The sequence below is a fragment of the Micromonospora okii genome (assembly GCF_020884795.1).
GTDB classification, from domain to species: domain Bacteria; phylum Actinomycetota; class Actinomycetes; order Mycobacteriales; family Micromonosporaceae; genus Micromonospora; species Micromonospora okii.
Window position 1 is genome coordinate 109,020 of record NZ_BBZF01000015.1, and the last position, 18,662, is coordinate 127,681.

General features: G+C 74.3%; 17 protein-coding genes. 2 read left to right on the plus strand and 15 right to left on the minus strand.

Features of this window, described 5'->3' with window-relative positions:
* Positions 1-53: 53 nt before the first annotated feature.
* The 9 genes from LPU43_RS10000 to LPU43_RS10040 all read right to left on the minus strand — a co-directional run bounded on the left by LPU43_RS10000 (position 54) and on the right by LPU43_RS10040 (position 9,804).
* Entirely contained in the window at positions 54-479 is a 426-nt protein-coding gene (locus tag LPU43_RS10000) for a nucleoside deaminase (protein ID WP_229399994.1), read from the minus strand.
* 118 nt (positions 480-597) lie between these two features.
* Positions 598-1,428 carry a TrmH family RNA methyltransferase gene (locus LPU43_RS10005; protein WP_229399995.1) on the minus strand — a complete coding sequence of 277 codons (831 nt, stop codon included), beginning with the start codon at positions 1,426-1,428 and terminating at the stop codon, positions 598-600.
* Between the two features lie 24 nt (positions 1,429-1,452).
* The gene (locus LPU43_RS10010) at positions 1,453-2,100 is read right to left on the minus strand and encodes a response regulator (RefSeq protein WP_229399996.1); all 648 of its coding nucleotides are present in this window, start codon (positions 2,098-2,100) and stop codon (positions 1,453-1,455) included.
* A 55-nt stretch (positions 2,101-2,155) separates the two neighbouring features.
* Positions 2,156-4,174 carry a sensor histidine kinase gene (locus tag LPU43_RS28665; RefSeq protein ID WP_305073857.1) on the minus strand — a complete coding sequence of 673 codons (2,019 nt, stop codon included), beginning with the start codon at positions 4,172-4,174 and terminating at the stop codon, positions 2,156-2,158.
* A gap of 50 nt (positions 4,175-4,224) precedes the next feature.
* Entirely contained in the window at positions 4,225-4,683 is a 459-nt protein-coding gene (locus tag LPU43_RS10020; RefSeq protein WP_229399997.1) for a hypothetical protein, read from the minus strand.
* 213 nt (positions 4,684-4,896) lie between these two features.
* The gene (locus tag LPU43_RS10025; protein ID WP_229399998.1) at positions 4,897-7,101 is read right to left on the minus strand and encodes a transglycosylase domain-containing protein; all 2,205 of its coding nucleotides are present in this window, start codon (positions 7,099-7,101) and stop codon (positions 4,897-4,899) included.
* Positions 7,102-7,225: 124 nt separating this feature from the next.
* Positions 7,226-8,041, minus strand: a complete 816-nt coding sequence (locus tag LPU43_RS10030; RefSeq protein WP_229399999.1) for a hypothetical protein — start codon at positions 8,039-8,041, stop codon at positions 7,226-7,228.
* A gap of 178 nt (positions 8,042-8,219) precedes the next feature.
* Positions 8,220-9,326, minus strand: a complete 1,107-nt coding sequence (locus tag LPU43_RS10035; protein ID WP_229400000.1) for an SPFH domain-containing protein — start codon at positions 9,324-9,326, stop codon at positions 8,220-8,222.
* A 4-nt stretch (positions 9,327-9,330) separates the two neighbouring features.
* The gene (locus LPU43_RS10040) at positions 9,331-9,804 is read right to left on the minus strand and encodes an NfeD family protein (RefSeq protein ID WP_229400001.1); all 474 of its coding nucleotides are present in this window, start codon (positions 9,802-9,804) and stop codon (positions 9,331-9,333) included.
* 89 nt (positions 9,805-9,893) lie between these two features.
* On the opposite strand from LPU43_RS10040, the gene LPU43_RS10045 reads away from it, so the two are divergent.
* Positions 9,894-11,210 (plus strand): serine hydrolase domain-containing protein, encoded by a 1,317-nt coding sequence (locus LPU43_RS10045; RefSeq protein WP_229400002.1) that lies wholly within the window; start codon positions 9,894-9,896, stop codon positions 11,208-11,210.
* Between the two features lie 18 nt (positions 11,211-11,228).
* Here LPU43_RS10045 and LPU43_RS10050 read toward each other — a convergent pair whose 3' ends face one another.
* Positions 11,229-12,035 (minus strand): DUF3097 domain-containing protein, encoded by an 807-nt coding sequence (locus LPU43_RS10050; protein WP_229400003.1) that lies wholly within the window; start codon positions 12,033-12,035, stop codon positions 11,229-11,231.
* Between the two features lie 263 nt (positions 12,036-12,298).
* Between LPU43_RS10050 and LPU43_RS10055 the strand changes: the two genes are divergently transcribed.
* Positions 12,299-13,093, plus strand: a complete 795-nt coding sequence (locus LPU43_RS10055; RefSeq protein WP_229400004.1) for an Rv1486c family protein — start codon at positions 12,299-12,301, stop codon at positions 13,091-13,093.
* Between the two features lie 10 nt (positions 13,094-13,103).
* Here the strand turns inward: LPU43_RS10055 and LPU43_RS10060 are convergent, their stop codons facing one another.
* From LPU43_RS10060 to xynA, 5 genes are all read right to left on the minus strand, one after another.
* Complete coding sequence (locus LPU43_RS10060) at positions 13,104-13,883, minus strand: HAD-IIA family hydrolase (protein WP_229400005.1); 780 nt, start codon at positions 13,881-13,883, stop codon at positions 13,104-13,106.
* Between the two features lie 30 nt (positions 13,884-13,913).
* The gene (locus LPU43_RS10065; RefSeq protein ID WP_229400006.1) at positions 13,914-14,945 is read right to left on the minus strand and encodes a ferrochelatase; all 1,032 of its coding nucleotides are present in this window, start codon (positions 14,943-14,945) and stop codon (positions 13,914-13,916) included.
* 112 nt (positions 14,946-15,057) lie between these two features.
* On the minus strand, positions 15,058-15,825 hold the full coding sequence (fabI, locus tag LPU43_RS10070; protein ID WP_229400007.1) for an enoyl-ACP reductase FabI: 768 nt from the start codon (positions 15,823-15,825) through the stop codon (positions 15,058-15,060).
* A 29-nt stretch (positions 15,826-15,854) separates the two neighbouring features.
* The gene (gene fabG, locus LPU43_RS10075) at positions 15,855-16,559 is read right to left on the minus strand and encodes a beta-ketoacyl-ACP reductase (RefSeq protein ID WP_229400008.1); all 705 of its coding nucleotides are present in this window, start codon (positions 16,557-16,559) and stop codon (positions 15,855-15,857) included.
* 684 nt (positions 16,560-17,243) lie between these two features.
* On the minus strand, positions 17,244-18,233 hold the full coding sequence (gene xynA / locus LPU43_RS10080; protein ID WP_229400009.1) for an endo-1,4-beta-xylanase XynA: 990 nt from the start codon (positions 18,231-18,233) through the stop codon (positions 17,244-17,246).
* Positions 18,234-18,662: the final 429 nt, after the last annotated feature.

Sequence of the window (18,662 nt, forward strand, 5' to 3'; positions counted from 1 at the left end):
CATGCAAACGTAGGCGGCGAGAGGCTCAGTGCCCGCACCACGGACCAAGCGCTCTAGTAGTAGTTCTCGATCGGCTCGCGCGCCTCGTCGAACAGCGCCGGCCCCTCGTACCGGACCGGGGGCGGCGGCGGGGCGGCCGGCCTGACCTCCTCGAACTGCTCGCTGGACAGGGCGTACACCACCCGGCCGAGGCCGGACTGGTCGATCGCGGTCGCGCACATCGGGCAGGGCTGGCAGCTCGTGAACATGGTGGTGCCGGCGGCCACGTCGGGGGCGAGTTCCCGAGCGGCCCAGCGGGCCAACTTCAGTTCCGGATGGGCGGTGATGTCCGAGTCGGAGACCACGGTGTTGTGGTCCTCGATCAGGACGGTGCCGTCCGCGCCGACCAGCAACGAGCCGAAGGGCCGCTCGCCGGACGCTCCGGCCCGGCTGGCGATTGCCACCGCGCGGCGGAGAAACTTCTCGTCGTCGGGGGTCATCGGTCCTCCTTCCCTACGAGGTCGCGCAGGGCCGCGCAACCAGCGCTTCCTGCTGTTCATCATGTCGAGTCCGGCCCGTTGCCGCACCGTTCTCCGGTGACGCGTCGCGAGCATCGGGTCAGCGTTCGGAGACGGGGCCCTGGGCCGGGTCGTCGCGGCCCAACTCCCAGCAGGCCACGGCGGTGGCGGCGGCGACGTTGAGCGAGTCCACGCCACGGCGCATCGGGATCACCACCCGCACGTCGCTGGCGTCCATCGCCACCCGGGTCAGGCCGGGACCCTCGGCCCCCATGAGCAGGGCCGCGCGGGCCCGCTGCCCGGCCGCCAGGCTCTGGATCGGCACCGCGTCCGGCGCCGGGGTCAGCGCCAGCACCGTGAAGCCGGCCGCGCGAACCTCGCCGAGCGCGTCCGGCCAGGGCTCCAGCTTCGCGTACGGGATGGCGAAGACCTCGCCCATGCTGACCCGGACGCTGCGCCGGTAGAGCGGGTCCGCGCAGGTCGGCGAGAGCAGCACGGCGTCCACGCCGAGCGCGGCCACCGCCCGGAAGATGGCTCCCAGGTTCGTGTGGTTGTTCACGTCCTCCAGGATCACCACCCGCCGGGCGGCGGCGAGCACCTCGGCGGCGGTGGGCAGCGGCTTGCGCCGGAACGAGGCGAGCACGCCCCGGTGGACGTGGAAGCCGGTGGCCCGCTCCAGCACGTCGGGGGTGGCCGCGTACACGGGGGCGTCGCCGGTGTCGAGGTCGGCGAGCTGGTTGACCCGCTTGGCGTCGACCAGGAACGACCGGGCCGGGTAGCCGGCCCGCAGCGCCCGGCGCAGCACCAGCTCCCCCTCGGCGATGAACAGGCCGTGCGGCGGCTCCCACCGGGTGCGCAGCTCCACGTCGGTGAGGGCGCGGTAGTCGGCGATCCGGTCGTCGTCGGGGTCGGTGATCTGCTGGACGGGCACCCGGCGATTCTGCCGGACGGCGTCTCAGGCGGTGAGGCCGGCGTCGCGGGCCAGGAGCGCGGCCTGCACCCGGTCGGAGACGCCGAGCTTGGCGAAGACCGTGGAGAGCTGGTTGCGTACCGTCTTCTCGCTGAGCCCGAACCGGCGGGCGATGCGGGCGTTGGTCTCGCCGGTCGCCAGGTGCCGCAGGATGTCCCGCTCGCGCGGGGTCAGCAGGTTGAACGGGGCCGGCAGCTCGGCCGGCTGGCGTTGCAGGCTGGTCAGCAGTTGCGGGCCGACCCGGGGGCCGAGGACGAGGCCGCCGCCGGCCACCGTGCGCAGGGCGTCGACGATCACGTCCGGGTCGGTGTCCTTCAGCACGTAGCCCCGGGCGCCGGTGCGCAGCGACCGGTTCACCACGTCCTCGTCGTCGGCCATCGTCAGCATGAGCACCCGGATCTCGGGGCGGGCCCGGAGGATGCGGCCGGTCGCCTCCACCCCGTCGCCGTCGGGCAGCGCCACGTCCATCGCGACGACGCCCACCGCCTCGGTGACCGCGAGGCTGACCGCCTCGGCGCAGGTCGCCGCCTCGACGATGGCCTCGACCCAGCTCTCGCCCTCGAGCATCATCCGCAGACCACGCCGGACCACCGGATGGTCGTCCACGATCAGCACCCGGGTCCGCTCGGACATCGCCGTCGCCTCGCTCCCTGCCCCGTCATCCCATGTCCGGTACGCCGTCATCCTCTCAGCCGTCCCCGCCGCCCTCGCCGGCACCGTCCACACCGGAATCGGCGGGCTCGGGCACGGGTTGGAACGGCAGCCGCACCCGGATCAGGGTGCCGCGCGGCTCCCGGCCGACGATCTCGCACTCGCCGCCCAGCTCGGCGGCGCGTTCCCGCATCGAGTCCAGCCCCACCCCGCCCGGCCGGGGGCCGCCGAAGCCGACGCCGTCGTCGCGGACCTCGATCACCACCGCCCGGCCCCGCCGCACCACCACCTCGCAGGAGTGGGCCTGGGCGTGGCGGACCACGTTGGCCAGGGCCTCCCCCACGATCCGGTAGGCCGCCACCTCGACGGCGGCCGGCAGCCGGGGCAGCGGGTCCTCCAGCAGCAGCCGCACGGACAGGTTCGGCCCGTCGAAGCGCTGACACTCGGCCCGCAGCGCCGACTCCAGCCCCCGGTCCAGGGCGGGCGGGCGGAGCTGGTCGACGAGTTGGCGCACCTCGGCGGTGCTGGTGCGCAGGTCGTCGGCGAGCCCGTCGAGGATCTGGGTCAACCGCGCCTGCTCGGCGGTGGCGAGCTTGCGGGCCGCGCGCACCTGCATGGACATGCCGGCGAACGCCGGGCCCAGCCCGTCGTGCAGGTCGCGGCGCAGGCGTCGCCGCTCCTCCTCGCGCGCCATGACCAGGCGCTCGCGGGACTCCCGCAGGTCGCGGATGAGCCGGGCGGACGCCGCCGCCACCGAGGCGTGCAGCGCGACGTCGCTGAGCAGCCGGCGCTCGACCGGGGTGAACCGGGCCCCCGGGGCGCGGTGGGCCACCACGAGCCGCCCCACCCGCTCGCCGTGGGTGACCATGTCGAACCGCTCGACCGAGGTGGTGGCGCTGCCGTGCTCGGCGTGCACCTGCCCCGGTCGGCCGGCGTCGTCGCCCCCCAGCTCCACCGCCACGTAGGGCACCTTCAGCGAGCGGGCGATCGTGCCGGTGAGCAGCGGCAGGACCGCCTGCGGCTCCACCGTGCGCTCCAGCAGGTCGCCGAGGCGGGCCAGGACGGCGTACGGCTCGTCGCGCTCGCCGTAGAGCAGCCGGTTCACCCCGCGCTGCACCCGGTGGCGCAGCGGTTCGAAGGTCACCGCGATCAGGCCGGTCGCCGCCAGGGAGGAGTTCGACGTGTTGCCGCGCAGCACGAGGTCGCGCAGCAGGGCCACGGTGGCCACGAAGGCGGTGATCACCAGCAGGCTCATCACGAGCCACACCAGCGTGCGGTTGATCACCTGCTCCAGCCCGTACAGCCGGTACCGGAGCACGGCCAGGGTCATCGCCCCCGGAACGGCGATCACCATCAGCACCCACGCGCCGGAGAGGTTGAGCCAGTCCAGCAGGAAGCCGAGCAGGAAGAGCGCGCCGGCCGCCAGCAGGCAGGCGAGCTGCTGGCGGGCCTCGCCGGTGGCCCGCCGCCAGCGCCTCGCCAGCGCCACCAGCACGCCGACGACCAGCAGCGCCTCGACGGCGATGGTCACCAGGGCGACGCGGACGAGCAGTTGCGCCGTCGGGTCCGCGGCCGGCGCGGCGGACAGGAGCAGCCCCGTGGGGTCGCTGGTGGCGGCCACCGCGAGGGCGACGGCCGCCACCAGCGTGGTGACGACGAGCCCGACGGCGACGGGAAGCCACCGTCGCCCGGGCAGCCGGCCGTCCGGAAAGACCAGCAGGGCGAGGAAGACCAGGCCGTACGGCGGCCACCAGAGCCACTGGCTCAGCCACGCCACCGGCGTGAGGTGCGGCCAGCTCAGCGCCACGGCCGCCACGGCGGAGACGAGGCCGGCCGCCACCATCAGCCGCCCGACGAGGTGCCCGGGCACCCCGGCCAGCACCAGCCCGCCGAGCGCGCCGAACGAGACCGCCACGGCCCCGGTCAGGGCCAGCAGCCCGACCGACGCCGTGTCCTGGTGACGCCACTGCCCGACCAGGACGAGCGCGGCGGTGACCAGCCCCACGCCGGCCAGGGCACGGCGGGGGCTGGTCAGTGCTCCGATGATCGACGGCAAGAATGCCCTCCGGGCGGTCGGGGGTGAGCGGGGAGGCCCGAGCCGGGGGGTTACGCCCAGCCGGCGGCGTGCATGGCGTTGTGCATCCAGTTGCCGGTGTCGTGCTCGAGGTGGTCCGGCAGGGCGTTGAAGTCGTCCGACAGGCCCGGGCCGTTGAGGGCCGGCAACTGGCTGAGGGCCTGGTTGAGGGAGATCCGGTAACGGGTGAGGACGTCCGGGTGGTCGCTGACGTACCGCGCCAGGTGGCTCACGACCACCTGCAAGCGCTGGCGGACGGCGGCGGGGTCGGCCGCGTCGTTGCCGGTGTGGAGGCCCTCCAGCCGCCACTCGGCGGAGAAGACCGGGTGCAGCCGCCGGCCGGCGGCGTCGAAGAACTCGATGGCGCCGCCGAGCTTCTCGCCGTGGTCGACGGCCGAGAGCAGTTCGGTGAAGTTCTGGTAGACGTGACAGAAGGTGTCGTTCGCGGCGATCAGCAGGATCCGCCGATCGTCGCCCGCGCTCAGGGACATGGGTGCTCCTCGGGTGACGGTGCCAGGTGGTGGTGGCCGGTTTGCCGACCGGCCCGCCGCAGCGTAGGGGACGGGCGTGCGCCGTGGCACCGTCGTGGGGACGGCGGCCATCGGCGAACGTCCCGCCCATCGTCGTCCGAGCGATGTCCCGCGCGCCCGGGTCGGATGTCCCGGGGCGGGAAACGGAAGGGCGGAAGGAGCGTGCCGCGCGGCTCAGCCGCGGGCGCGGTCGAGCCAGCGCTGGACGTTCGGCGGGAGGCTCCGCTCCTGCTGCCGCCGGGGCCGCTCGGGGGTGGGGCTCGGCTCCGGGGCCGGGCGGCGCACCTCGCCGGCCAGCTCGCGGCTCGGCGCGGTGAAGTCGCGCACCGGCTCGCCGTCCACGGCGGCGCGGATCGTGCGGGCGACCGCCTCGATCACCCTGGCCTGCACGGCCGAGCCGACCGAGTCGCCGGGGTCGTCCGGGTTGGCGGCGATGCCGGCGACGGCGACCTGCGGGGTGTAGCCGACGAACGTCTCGGTGGCGTTCCGCTCCGAGCTGCCGGTCTTGCCGGCCACCGGTCGGCCGACGATCCGGTCCACGGCGGTGGCGGTGCCGCCGTCGCACTGGCCGTACGTGGTCTGCTGGCCGACCGGGCAGCGCGCCGCGTCCGTCGCCGCGCGGGCCACGTCGGCGTCGAGCACCCGGCGGCAGGACGGCTCGCCGACCGGGACCTCGTCGCCGTCCGCCGTGGTCACCGAGACCACCGGCAGCGGCGCGCAGTACGTCCCCTCGGCGGCCACGGTCGCGTACGCGTTGGCCAGGTCGAGCGGGGTGGTGGCGGACACCCCGAGGGTGAACGCCCCCCAGTTGGCGGCGGCGTCGGTGGCGAACGCGGCGTCGGCGTCCGCGCGGAAGGTGATGCCGAGGCGCTGGGCCATCTCCACCACCTTCGCCGGGCCGACCTGCTCGGCCAGCCAGACGAAGTACGTGTTCACCGAGCGGCCGAAGCCGTCCCACATGGTGCGGTAGCCGTCCATCCACTCCGGGTTGGCGTTGGCCGGGCACCACCGGCCGTCGCAGCTCGCCCCGCCCTCGGCGGCGTACCGGGTGGGCAGCCGGCTAGGCGCGTCGAAGCCGGTGGCCAGGGGCCGGCCGCTCTCCAGGGCGGCCAGCAGGGTGAACAGCTTGAACGTCGACCCGGCCTGGTACCCGTCGACGCCGCCCCCGCCGGTGACCAGCGGGTTCACGGTGTTGGGGCGGTTCGCCCGCCCGGCCGGGTTCGCGTCGAGGCTGTAGTGCCGGTTGACCGCCAGGGCGAGGACGCGCCCGGTGCCGGGCTGCACGGCGGCGATCGGCAGGGCGCGGGCGTCGTCGTACCCGTAGACGGCGGTGGCCTGCCGCTGCGCGGTGGCCTGGAGCTGCGGGTCGAGGGAGGTGACCACGGTGTAGCCGCCCCGGCGCAGCGCCTGCTCGCGCTCGGCGACGGTCGCGCCGAACGCCGGCTGGGTGAGCCACCACCGGCGCAGGTAGTCGCAGAAGAAGCCCCAGTCCTCGTGGCCCTCGGCGACGGCGGTGCAGCCGTTGGGCTGGGCGGTGGGGCGCAGCGCGAGCTTCTCCGCCTTCGCCGCCTCGGCCCGCTCGGCGGTGATCGCGCCGGTGGCGGCCATCGCGTCGAGCACGTACCCGCGCCGGGTCAGCGCCGCGTCGGCGTCGCCGTCGATCGGGCTGTACGCGTCCGGGGACTGGACGAGGCCGGCGAGCAGGGCGGCCTGGGGCAGGGTCAGCTCGGCCGGGGGGATGCCGAAGTAGCGCTGGCTGGCCGCCGCGACGCCGTACGCGCCGGAGCCGAAGTACGCGATGTTCAGGTAGCGGTTGAGGATCTCGTCCTTGCCGAGCCGCTGCTCCAGCGCCGTGGCGTACCGGATCTCCTGGAGCTTGCGCCCGACGGTCTGCTCGGTGGCCGCCGCCCGCTGCTCGGCGGTGCGGTTCGGGTCGGTCTTGAGCACGTTGCGGACGTACTGCATGGTGAGCGTGGAGCCGCCCTGGGCGGTGCCGCCGCCGGTGACGTTGGCGACCAGGGCGCGGGCGAGGCCGCGCAGGTCGGCGCCGCCGTGGGAGTAGAACCGCCGGTCCTCGGCGGCCACGATGGCCTCGCGCATCACCGGGGCGATCTCGGCCAGCGGCACGTCGGTGCGGTTGACGTCGTGGAACGTGGTGATCAGCGTCTTGCCGTCGTTGGCGTAGAGGTACGACCGCTGCGGGGTCGCCGGGGTGCGCAGGGCCTCGGGCAGCGCGGCGTACGACCCGAGGGCCGCCTTCGCGGCGAACCCGAGCAGCAGGTTGCCCGGCAGCGCGGCGACCGCCAGGACCAAGCCGGCGAGCACGCCCGCGAGCAGCACGGTGAACAGCCGCGACAGCGGCGAGCGGGGTGGCGGCATGGCGCCAAGGATCGCCGCGGAGGCCGCGATCCGGCCACCTCCGGGGGCGGGTTGTCGGGTAACTCACCGGCTCTGACCAGCCATTTCGCCCCCGGACCGCCCAGCGGGGGCCGTACCGGGCGCCTCAGCCGGCGGCGAGCGGGCCGCCGCCCGGCCCCGTGCCCGCGCCGCCCGGCCCCGTCGCGGTGGCGACGCTGGCGCTGGCCGCGTCCCGGGCGATCGTGGCGGGGACCAGCCGGCCGGAGCGGTACCCGATGCCGATGCCGGAGATCAGCACGAAGATCGCCCCGAAGGTCTGCAGCGACCCGATCAGCGCGCCGCCCAGGCCGAGCAGGGGCGCGGCGATCATGAGCATGGTGCCGTCGCCGATGCTGAACGTCCCCGAGCGGGCCACCGCCCAGCCGGTGAGGAGCCAGCCGGCCGTGTAGCAGGTCGCCCCGGCCAGGACGAGGGTGCGGGCCGTGGTGCCGAAGACCGGCGCCTGCGCGGCCAGCCCGGCGAAGGGCAGCATGAGCACGGTGCCGGCGATGCCGGTCAGCAGCCCGACGGCGGCCACCCGACGGCTGCGGGTGGCCGCGAGCAGGCCGGTCAGGGCCAGCAGGGCGAGCAGCCCGAGCCAGACGGCGGCGACCCAGCCGACCAGGTGGAGCTGTCCCCCGTCGGCCGGGTACGGGCCGTTGCCCAGCCCGCCGTCGCTGGTCGCGGCGAGCACCCCGTACAGCACCGCGTACGCCGGCAGGAGCCACACCGCCGCGCGGCCGAAGCGGCGCAGCGACCAGGCCCAGGTCGCGTTGGTGGCGGGCCCGGCCGGCGTCGGCTCGGCGACGAAGGGCAGCACCATGAAGCCACCCCCGGTACGCCGGGTGCCGAGCGGCCCGGCCGGGTCGTGCGCGCCGGGCACCGGGGCCCGGGAGAAGATCCTGTCCGCCGGCTCCTTCATGCGTCACCTCGCTGCGCTCGTCGGCGGAGCGGGACGCGCCGCGGCGCCCCGGCTCCTGGTCACCACCCGTCCTCGGGACCGATGGTGTCAGGTGCCGGAGCGCCGCATGAGGATTATTCGTATTCTGCTCCACCGAGCGCGCCCACGCGGTTACGTCGGGCGCGCCCGCGCGGCTACCTCAGGCGCGCTCGTGCCGCTGCGCCGGGTCGCCCAGCAGGCTGGCCGGGGAGACCGGCTCCGGGGCCGGCAGCCCCTGCGGGGAGTTCCCGCCGGTGGCCTGCGCCTCCGCGACACGTACCTCGTCGTGGATCTGCTGGGCGGCGGCGGTCGCCGCCCGCGCGGCCTCGGCGGCCTCCCGCTCCACCTCGCTCGCGGTGGCGGCGGCCTCCGGTGCCGGCGCGTCGCCAGCCATCTGGCTCAGCCCGCCCAGCGCGCCGCCCATCCCCTCCAGGGCCTTGGTCAGCTCCGCCGGGACGATCCAGACCTTGTTGGCCGTGCCGTTGGCGATCTGCGGCAGCGCCTGGAGGTACTGGTAGGCGAGCACCTTCTGGCTCGGGTTGGCCTGGTGGATCGCGTCGAAGACCGTGCGGATGGCCTTCGCCTGACCCTCGGCCTGGAGGATCCGGGCCTGCCGGTCACCGTCGGCCCGCAGCACCGCGGCCTGCTTCTCGCCCTCCGCGGTGAGGATCTGCGACTGCTTGTGGCCCTCGGCGTTCAGGATGGCCGCGCGGCGGTCCCGCTCGGCGCGCATCTGCTTCTCCATCGAGTCGCGGATGCTGGGCGGCGGCTCGATCGCCTTGATCTCCACCCGGGTGACCTTGATGCCCCACCGGCCGGTGGTCTCGTCCAGCACGCCCGAGAGGTGCCGGTTGATCTCCTCGCGGCTGGTCAGCGCCCGCTCCAGGTCCAGCGAGCCGATCACGTTACGCAGGGTGGTGACGGTGAGCTGCTCGATGGCCTGGAGGAAGTTCGAGATCTCGTACGTGGCCCGGGCCGAGTCGATGACCTTGAAGTAGAGCACCGTGTCGATCGACACCACCAGGTTGTCGGAGGTGATCACCGGCTGCGGCGGGAAGCTGACGACCTGCTCCCGCATGTCGACCTTGGTGCGGACCGCGTCGACGAAGGGGACCAGCAGGTTCAGGCCCGGGTTCAACGTGCGCTTGTACCTACCGAGCCGTTCCACCACGTCCTGGCGCTGCTGCGGCACGATCCGCACCGCCTTGATCAGGGTCACCACGACGATCAACGCCATGGCGGCCAACAGCACCGTCACGAACTCCATGTCTTCACCCTCCCGTTCCAGGCAGCTCGCCCGGGGTGGAAATGTCGTCATCCCACACCAGGGCGGTCGCGCCCTGGACCTTGATTACCCGCACCCGCCGGCCGGCGGGGAAGCTCTGCGTCGCGTCGTACGACCGGGCGCTCCACAGCTCGCCGTCGATCTTGACGAGGCCGTGGTCGGTGTCGACCGGCTCCAGCACCAGGGCCGTGGCCCCCTCGATCGCCTCCACCCCGAACGGCCGCCCCGGGTCGTCGGACGACGAGCGGGCGTGCCGCCGGATCGCCGGCCGGGCGACGGCCACGGTCAGCGCGGAGACCACCGTGAAGACCACCGCCTGAACGGCCGTCCCCGCGCCCAGCGCGGCGGCCCCCGCGGCGGCGAACGCGCCCACCGCGAACATGATCAGGAACAGCGTCGTCGTGAAGATCTCGGCGACCGCCAGCAGCACACCCAGTACGACCCAGAACACCGCGTCCACCTCCCAAGAGTGACACGCTTATGCACGTGCGGCCCGTGGGCAAGATCAGTAGGGTCGGCGGCAGCCGTCCTGCGAGGGAGTGAGAAGCCGTGTCGCTGCCGCCCGAGACCGTCCGACAGATCGACGCCCGGGTCGCCCGGGCACAGGCCGAGGGGCGCGCCCCCTCGCTCGTGCTCGGCGTGGTGCGCGACGGCGGGCTGGCCCACCTCGCCGCCGCCGGGGACCATCCCCGCCCCGACGCCGACCGGCAGTACCGGCTCGGCTCCATCACCAAGACCATGACCGCGGTGCTGGTCATGCAGCAGCGAGACGCCGGCGCGCTCGCCCTGGACGACCCCCTCGACCGGCACCTGCCCGGCACCGGCGTGGGCCGCCTCACCCTGCGCCAGCTCCTCGGCCACGCCGGCGGTCTGCAACGCGAGCCCGACGGGCCGTGGTGGGAGCGGGCCGAGGTCGGCGACCTGGCGTCCGTGCTGGCCGGCGTGGGCGAGGCCAAGATCGCCTACCCGCCGCACCGGGTCTACCACTACTCCAACCTCGCCTACGGGCTGCTCGGCGGGGTGCTGGAGGCGGTCACCGGCACGCCCTGGCTCGACCTGCTCCGGCGGCGGCTCCTGGAGCCGCTGGGCCTTCAGCGCACCACCTACCAGGCCACCGAGCCGTTCGCCCTGGGGTACGTCGTGCACCCGTGGCACGACACGCTGCGGGAGGAGCCGCGCACCGACACCGGGGCGCTGGCCCCCGCCGGTCAGCTCTGGTCCACCGTCACCGACCTCGCCCGCTGGGCGGCGTTCCTGGCCGAGCCGGACCCGGCCGTCCTCGCCCCGGAGACGCTCACCGAGATGTGCGCCACCGTGACGATGAGCGACCCCGAGTCGTGGACCGCCGGGCACGGCGTCGGGCTGGAGCTGTACCGCTCCGGGGACCGGGTGTACGTCGGCCACGGCGGCTCGATGCCCGGGTACGTCGCCACGCTCGCCGTGCACCGCCGCACCCGCACCGCCGTCGTCGGCTTCGCCAACTCGTACGGGCTGCGGGTCGGCCACCTCGGCGGCCTGGGCCGGGAGGTGCTCGACACCGTGCTGGACGCGCTGCCCGAGCCCGCCGCGCCGTGGCGCCCGGCCGACGCCCCGCCCCCGGCCGAGCTGACCGAGCTGACCGGCCGGTGGTGGTGGATGGGCATCGAGTTCGAGTTCCGCGCCGACGCGGCCACCGGGGAGTTGCGGGGCGGCCGGGTGGGCAACCCGGACCTGCGCTTCACCCCGGAGGGGCCGGACCGCTGGCGGGGGCGCTCCGGCTCCCAGGACGGCGAGATCATCACGGTGCTGCGCGACGACGCGGGCCGCCCGACCGCCCTCGACATGGCGACCTTCGTGCTGACCCGCACGCCGGACGAGGAGCCCTGACCCGGCCCGACCGCCGGGTCAGGTGGTGACGAAGTCGATCAGGCGTTCCATCGCGTTGATCAAGGGGGTCTCGACGTCGGCGAAGGTGTCGACGCGGGACAGGATGTGCCGCCACATGTCGGCCGGCTCGGCCACCCCGAGGGCCGCGCACACGCCCTCCTTCCAGGGGCGGCCCGGGGGCACCACGGGCCACGCCGCGATGCCCAGGGCGGCCGGCTTCACGGCCTGCCACACGTCGACGTACGGGTGCCCGGTGACCAGCACGTGCGGGGAGGTCACCCGGGCCACGATGCGGCTCTCCTTCGAGCCGGGCACCAGGTGGTCGACCAGCACCCCGAGCCGGCGGCCGGGGCCGGGGGCGAACTCGCGCACCCGCTCGTCGAGGGCGTCGATGCCGTCCAGCGGCTCCACCACCACGCCCTCGATCCGCAGGTCGTCGCCCCAGATCCGCTCCACCAGGGCGGCGTCGTGCACGCCCTCGACCCAGATCCGGCTGGCCTTGGCCACGCGCGCCGGGACGTCGGCCACCGCGATCGAGCCGGACGCCGTACGCCGCCGGGCAGCCGGCACCGGCGCGCGGGCGGGCCGGCGCAGCGTCACCGGCTCGCCGTCGAGCAGGAACGCCGCCGGTAGCAGCGGGAAGTTGCGCCGCCGGCCGTGCCGGTCCTCCAGGACGACCGCGCCGGCCTCGAAGCCGACCACGGCCCCGCAGAACCCGGAGTCGGGGTCCTCGACCACGAGGTCGGGCTCGGCGTCCACCTCGGGCACGACCTTCCGCCGCCGCCAGTTTCCCGCCAACACGTCCTCGCCGTACCGCCCCGCCATCCCGACACGCTAACCCCGGCCACGCCGCCGCGCCCGGCACCGCGCCGTCGGCCGCGCGTGAGCCACGCCGCAGGCGCGGCGGGCCACGGGGCACACGTGTCGGCGGCCGTCGATCGGGGTCGCGCCGCGCAGGACCGGACAGGAGGGGCGTTCGGGCAGGGCACGCCCCGGATCGCCGGGAGGGGGAGGGCGGGGTCCGGTAGGGGATGCCGGGCGGGCCGCAGTCGAGACACGGGCGGCGCACACGACGTACCCTCTCTTGCATGTCCCTCCCCGCAACGGGTGCGGTCACGCTTACGCCGCGCCGGTCGAGCCGGTTCGTGGCCTGGGTGCGCGCGTGGCGCGCCGGGCTCGTTCCGTACGACGACATCGCCGAGGAGATCGCCGGCGACGAGGAGCACCTCGTCGCCGACGCCCCCGGCACCTGGACCGACGTCCCGCTGCGGGACGCGCTGCCCGCCCTGGCGAAACTCTCCCCCGACGTGATCCGGCTGGTGCTGCCCGCGCCCGGCGACCCCCGGGGGCTGCCCGGGCCGGGCGACTTCACCGGCGCGGCGCTGCTCGCCGGCGAGGCGGTCGTCGCCGGCGGCCTCGGGCTGATCCCCGAGGTGCGCACCCACACCTCCGGGTCGGGCATGACCTGGGAGACGGTGCTGTGGCGGGTCTACCCGCTGCCGGCCGACGCGCCGGCCGCGTCGCTGGCCGCGCCGGGGGCCGCCGAGGCGGAGGCCGAGCTGGCCGCCGCGCTCGCCGAGACCACCGCCGCGCTGACCCGGCTCGACGTGGCCCAGTGGCGGCCGGAGCTGGCCGGCGCGCTGGCCGCGCTGCGCCGCCCCGACGGCACCACCGACCTGCCGCCCGGCTTCGACCCCCGGGCGCGGCGGCTGTACGCCCGCGCGGCCGTGCTCGACCGGGTGCTGGCGCTGGCCGGGCACAGCGCGCCGGGCGGGGCGGTCAACAACTACGAGGCCCAGCAGCGCGACGCGGCGCTGCGCCCGCTCACCACCGCCTGCCGGCAGGCGCTCGTCGCCGCCTGCAACGCCCCGCTGCGCCCCTGACCCGGAGGGGTCAGATCTCGTCCATCAGGTCGGCGACCGACTCGACGATCCGCGACGGGCGGTACGGGTACCGCTCGGCCTCCGCCCGCGTGCTGATGCCGGTCAGCACCAGGATGGTCTCCAGCCCGGCCTCCAGGCCGCAGAGGACGTCGGTGTCCATCCGGTCGCCGATCATCGCGGTCGTCTCGGAGTGCGCGTCGATGGTGTTCAGCGCCGAGCGCATCATCATCGGGTTGGGCTTGCCGACGAAGTACGGCTCCACCCCGGTCGCCTTCGAGATCATCGCCGCGACCGAGCCGGCCGCCGGCAGCGCGCCCTCGACCGAGGGGCCCGTGACGTCGGGGTTGGTGCAGATGAAACGCGCCCCCTCGTTGATCAACCGGACGGCCTTGGTGATCGCCTCGAAGCTGTACGTCCGGGTCTCCCCGAGCACCACGTAGTCGGGCGCGAAGTCGGACAGGACGTAGCCGGCCGCGTGCAGCGCCGTGGTCAGCCCCGCCTCCCCGATCGCGTACGCCGTGCCGCCCGGCCGCTGGTCGGCCAGGAACTGGGCGGTGGCCAGCGCCGCCGTCCAGATCGCGTGCTCGGGCACCTCGAAGCCCATCCGGGTCAGCCGGGCCTGGAGGTCGCGGGGGGTGTAGATGGAGTTGTTCGTCAGCACCAGGAAGGGCTTGCCGGAGGAGCGCAGCTTGTTGATGAACTCCGGCGCGCCGGGAACCGGCTGGCCCTCGTGCACCAGCACGCCGTCCATGTCTGTCAGCCAGCTCTGCACCGGCTTACGCTCGTACATGCGAAACATCCCAGGGGTGTCGGGGGCGGGTCAGGGTCGGCGGGTGGGCACGCAGCACACCGTCGGGCAGGTGTCCCACAGCGGCAGCTCGCCGAGGCGGCGGCGCAGCCGCTCCCCGCCCGGCTCGGTGCGCTCGGCGACCAGCTCACGCACCATGGTCACGAAGCGCGCGTCGGTGCCGGGGGTGCCCGCCCGGACGAAGTCCAGCCCGAGCCGCCTGGCCGTCTCCAGCGCCTCGGTGTCGAGGTCCCACACCACCTCGAGGTGGTCGGAGACGAACCCGATCGGGCTGACCACCACGCCGGTGGTGCCGCCGGCCTCCGCGAGCGCGGCGAGGTGGTCGTTGACGTCCGGCTCCAGCCACGGCACGTGCGGGGGGCCGGAGCGGCTCTGCCACACCAGGTCGTACGGCAGGTCGGGGGCGGCGGCAGCGTGCACCAGCCGGGCCACCTCGGCGAGCTGGGCGGTGTACCGGCCGCCGTGCGGGCCGGCGTTCGCGGCCATCGAGGTGGGCACGGAGTGGGCGGTGAAGACCAGCCGGGTGCTGTCCCGCTTCGCGGGGTCGAGGCGGGCGAGGGCGGCCCGCACCGCGTCGACGTGCGGCTCGACGAAACCGGGATGGTCCCAGAACTGGCGGAGCTTGTCGATCAGCGGGGCGTCCGGGCCGACGGCGGCGCGGGCGGCGGCGATGTCCTCCTGGTACTGCCGGCAGGAGGAGTAGCCCCCGTACGCGCTGGTGACGAACGCCAGGGCGTTGGTGACCCCGTCGTCGCGCATCTGCGCCACGGTGTCGGCGAGCATCGGGTGCCAGTTCCGGTTGCCCCAGTAGACGGGCAGGTCGACGCCGTGGGCGGCGAAGTCCGCCCGGATGGCGGCGAGCAGGTCGCGGCACTGCTGGTTGATCGGGGAGACCCCGCCGAAGTGCTGGTAGTGCTCGACGACCTCCGCCAGCCGCTCCGGGGGCACGCCCCGCCCCCGGGTCACGTTCTGGAGGAAGGGCAGCACGTCCTCGGGCCGCTCAGGGCCGCCGAAGGAGACCAGCACCAACGCGTCGTACGCCATGGGTCCATTCTCCCCCGCCGCCCGTGACGGGCGGGCGGCCCCCCGGTGTCGCGGTTGTCAGGAGGGGCCCCCTGCTATACCGGAAGCGTTAACGGGGGCCCTTCCTTGCACCTCAGGCGCCGAGGGCGTGGTAGCCGCCGTCGACGTGGACGATCTCGCCGGTGGTCGCCGGGAACCAGTCGGACAGCAGCGCCAGGCAGGCGCGGGCGGCCGGCTCGGCGTCGGTGAGGCTCCAGCCCAGCGGGGCCCGCTCCGTCCACGCCTGCTCGAACTGCTCGAAGCCCGGGATCGACTTCGCCGCGATGGTGCGCAGCGGGCCGGCGGCGACGAGGTTGCTGCGGATGCCCCGCCCGCCCAGGTGCTGGGCGAGGTAGCGGGAGGCCGACTCCAGGCCCGCCTTGGCCACGCCCATCCAGTCGTAGACCGGCCACGCCTTGGTGGCGTCGAAGGTGAGCCCGACCACCGCGCCGCCCGGCTGCATCAGCGGCAGCGCCGCCATGGCCAGGGACTTGTAGGAGTACGTCGAGACGTGCAGCGCGGTCGCCACGTCCTCCCACGGGGCGTCGAGGAACCCGCCGCCGAGGCAGCTCGCCGGGGCGAAGCCGATCGAGTGCACCACCCCGTCGAGGCCGTCGACGTGCTCGCGGACCCTGTCCGCCAGGCCCGCGAGGTGCTCGGGGCTGGTCACGTCCAGCTCGATGACCGGGGCCGGCTCGGGCAACCGCTTGGCGATCCGCTCGACGAGGGAGAGCCGGCCGTAGCCGGTGAGCACGACCTGCGCGCCGTTCTCCTGGGCGAGCTTCGCCACCGAGAAGGCGATCGAGGCGTCGGTGATGACACCGGTCACGAGCAGCCGCTTACCGGCGAGCAGTCCGGACATCCGGGGGTTCCTCCGTACGTAGATAAGGGTCAGTGGCCCATGCCGAGGCCGCCGTCGACCGGGATCACGGCGCCGGAGATGTAGCCGGCGGCGTCCGAGGCCAGCCAGGCGACCACTCCGGCGATCTCCTCGGGCGAGGCGAGCCGGCCGGCGGGGATGGCCTTGAGGTATTCGGCCCTGCGGTCCTCGGGCAGCACGGCGGTCATGTCGGTCTCGACGAAACCGGGCGCGACGACGTTGGCGGTGATGTTGCGCGCGCCCAACTCCCGGGTGATCGAGCGGGCCACGCCGACGAGGCCGGCCTTGCTCGCCGCGTAGTTGACCTGGCCGGGGCCGCCGTAGAGGCCGACCACCGAGGAAATGAAGATCATCCGGCCCCACCGGGCGCGGAGCATCTTCTTCGACGCCCGGCTCGCGCAGCGGAACGCGCCCGTGAGGTTGGTGTCCAGCACCCGGGTGAACTGCTCCTCCGACATCCGCATGATCAGGGTGTCGTCGGTGATGCCCGCGTTGGCCACCAGCACCTCGACCGGGCCCAGCTCGGCCTCGACGGCGGTGAAGGCCGCGTCGACGGAGGCGGAGTCCGTCACGTCGCACCTGACGCCGAACAGCCCCTCGGGGGCCTCGCCGCTGCGGTGCGTCACCGCCACCCGGTCGCCCTGCTTGGCGAAGGCCTGCGCGATGGCCAGGCCGATCCCCCGGTTGCCGCCGGTCACCAGCACGGTACGGGCCACGGTTCCCCCTCTGCTCACGATCCACGTCGGTCCGGAGCCTAGGTGTTACCGGCAGGTAAGCAGTAACGCGCCCCGCGCCCGCGACGCAAGGAGGGGCACCTTGTTAACGCATTCGGTTGTGGAGGGGCCCCTTCCCGACCCCATCGGCCGCCCTGCCGACTACGAGGCGTGCGGCGGTCGGGTGTACGATGATCCGCGTTCCGGGCCAGGCCGACCGCAGGAGGTGATCGCTGTGCGAGATAGCGATCCTCCGAGTCGTGGCCGGGCCGAACGTCAGCCCCGCTGAGCCACGACTCAGCAGGTGAGCTGACCCAGCTCCGCTCCCCCGCACCGCCTCATCCTCCCGGCTCCCGGGCGGGGTGGCCGTGTCGTACCGCCGGCGAAGACCGGCCGGCGTGGGGAGCACCCCGGTCACGACTCCTTCGTGTGCGCGCGTCCCACCTTCTCCCCTGAGGTCCCCGTGCCAGCGTGGACCGACCAGCCGCCACCGGAGCCTTCCCATGAGCCGTTACGTCGCCCCGCTGGGCTTCACCCTCGCCGCCGTCTGGGTGGCGGTCGTCTTCGTGCTGGCCGGCGCCGGTCACTGAACCCGCGGCCACCGAGAGGGCCGGCACCGGACCGCCAGCCACCGACAGCAGCGGTGCGGCGGCTGGCCGCCGCCGCACCGCGCGGGTCGGGTCGGGATCAGCCGGCCGCGCAGGAGACCGTCGGCCAGGTCCGGTTTCCGTTGTGCTGGATCGTGACGCCCCAGTTGTTGCCGCTGCCGTTGGGCCGGGCGACCAACCGCTGGGCCGTCGGGTAGCTCGCGGAGATGTTCCAGCTTGCGATGACCTTGGCAGGGGACGGGACGTCCATCGTCACGGTCCAGTTGCTGGAGCCGGAGACCGCGACGTTGAGGTTGTACCGGTCGCTCCACTGGTCGCCCGCCGACAGCGTCGCGGTGCAGCCGCCGGTGCCGCCGGTCGGGGTGGGGCCGGGGTTGGTCGTGCCGCCCAGCGTGATGTTGGAGTTCCCGCTGCTCTGGTAGCCCTCGGTGGCCATGATCATGTAGTAGTGGCTGCCGAGGTTCATCCCCTTGCCGGCCCACGCGTCGAAGTGGGCGCCGGCGTTGATGGTGCCGCCCGTCCGCTTCGACTGCCGCACGCTCCAGTACTGGTCGAAGGTCCTGGTGCCGTCGATCGACGGGGCGTTGTAGCGGGTCGTCTTGTAGATGTCGTAGGTGCCGCCGTCGGTGGTGACGGTGCCGTGGTAGGTGCCCGTCGGCCGGTACGTGCCCCAGTTGTCGACGATGTAGTACTCGACCAACGGGTTGCGCGTCCATCCGTAGAGGGTCAGGTAGGCGTTGCCGGACGGGTTGAAGCTGCCCGAGTAGCTCACGGTCCGTCGGCCGCCGGGGTTCCAGCCCTTGCCGGCGACGAAGTTGCCGGTGTTGCGCCACGACGTGCTGTAGTTGCCGCCGGAACCGAGCTCCATGGAGACCGTGCCCTGGCTGTCGGTCCAGAACGAGTAGAAGTAGCCGCCGTGGTTGCCTTCCTGGTTCGTGGTGACGGCCGCGCTGGCGGCGCTGGGCAGCAGCGCCGTGACCGCGACCAGCGCCAGGGCGCAGGCACCACTCACGAGCAGCCGGACTAGGCCGCGCCGGCGGGGCTTCGGGCGAACGGGGGCGTCGTTCATGGGCGTGCTTCCTCCTCGTGAGGGCCGGTGGGCGGCCGGGTGGCGAACCGCGATCCGGCGGGGCCGTCGGCGCGCAGGACGACGGCCACGGGGGTCGGCGGCGGGCGGAGCGGCGGGCCCCGGCCGGCGCAACGGACGAGCGGCGGACCGGATCGTGGCGGGTGAGGTGAGATCGACATTCGTCGACGTCTGTCGATGGCGAAAGTGTCGGCCCGCCCGCGCCGGACTGTCAACACCTTTCGGAAACATTTCGGAAACCTGATCTCGCGGGGATGGCAGGGATCTCCAGTTCACGCCGCTTCACTGATCGGGAGCCCACCCGGTCGCGCGGTGTGGCGCGGAAGGAGGCCGGGACACGACCCCAGGACGGCACCGCTGTTTTCGGAGGTTTCGAGGCGGCCCGGCAGCACGCCGGACGGCGTCGCCCCG

Excerpts from the sequence above, each read along its gene's own strand:
- LPU43_RS10065 (WP_229400006.1), bottom strand. The coding sequence starts at position 14,945 with ATGGCGTACGACGCGTTGGTGCTGGTCTCCTTCGGCGGCCCTGAGCGG.
- LPU43_RS10035 (WP_229400000.1), bottom strand. The coding sequence starts at position 9,326 with ATGGAGTTCGTGACGGTGCTGTTGGCCGCCATGGCGTTGATCGTCGTG.
- LPU43_RS10025 (WP_229399998.1), bottom strand. The coding sequence starts at position 7,101 with ATGCCGCCACCCCGCTCGCCGCTGTCGCGGCTGTTCACCGTGCTGCTC.
- fabI (WP_229400007.1), bottom strand. The coding sequence starts at position 15,825 with ATGTCCGGACTGCTCGCCGGTAAGCGGCTGCTCGTGACCGGTGTCATC.
- LPU43_RS10030 (WP_229399999.1), bottom strand. The coding sequence starts at position 8,041 with ATGAAGGAGCCGGCGGACAGGATCTTCTCCCGGGCCCCGGTGCCCGGC.
- xynA (WP_229400009.1), bottom strand. The coding sequence starts at position 18,233 with ATGAACGACGCCCCCGTTCGCCCGAAGCCCCGCCGGCGCGGCCTAGTC.
- LPU43_RS10020 (WP_229399997.1), bottom strand. The coding sequence starts at position 4,683 with ATGTCCCTGAGCGCGGGCGACGATCGGCGGATCCTGCTGATCGCCGCG.
- LPU43_RS10055 (WP_229400004.1), top strand. The coding sequence starts at position 12,299 with ATGTCCCTCCCCGCAACGGGTGCGGTCACGCTTACGCCGCGCCGGTCG.
- LPU43_RS10000 (WP_229399994.1), bottom strand. The coding sequence starts at position 479 with ATGACCCCCGACGACGAGAAGTTTCTCCGCCGCGCGGTGGCAATCGCC.
- LPU43_RS10060 (WP_229400005.1), bottom strand. The coding sequence starts at position 13,883 with ATGTACGAGCGTAAGCCGGTGCAGAGCTGGCTGACAGACATGGACGGC.
- LPU43_RS10050 (WP_229400003.1), bottom strand. The coding sequence starts at position 12,035 with ATGGCGGGGCGGTACGGCGAGGACGTGTTGGCGGGAAACTGGCGGCGG.
- LPU43_RS10010 (WP_229399996.1), bottom strand. The coding sequence starts at position 2,100 with ATGTCCGAGCGGACCCGGGTGCTGATCGTGGACGACCATCCGGTGGTC.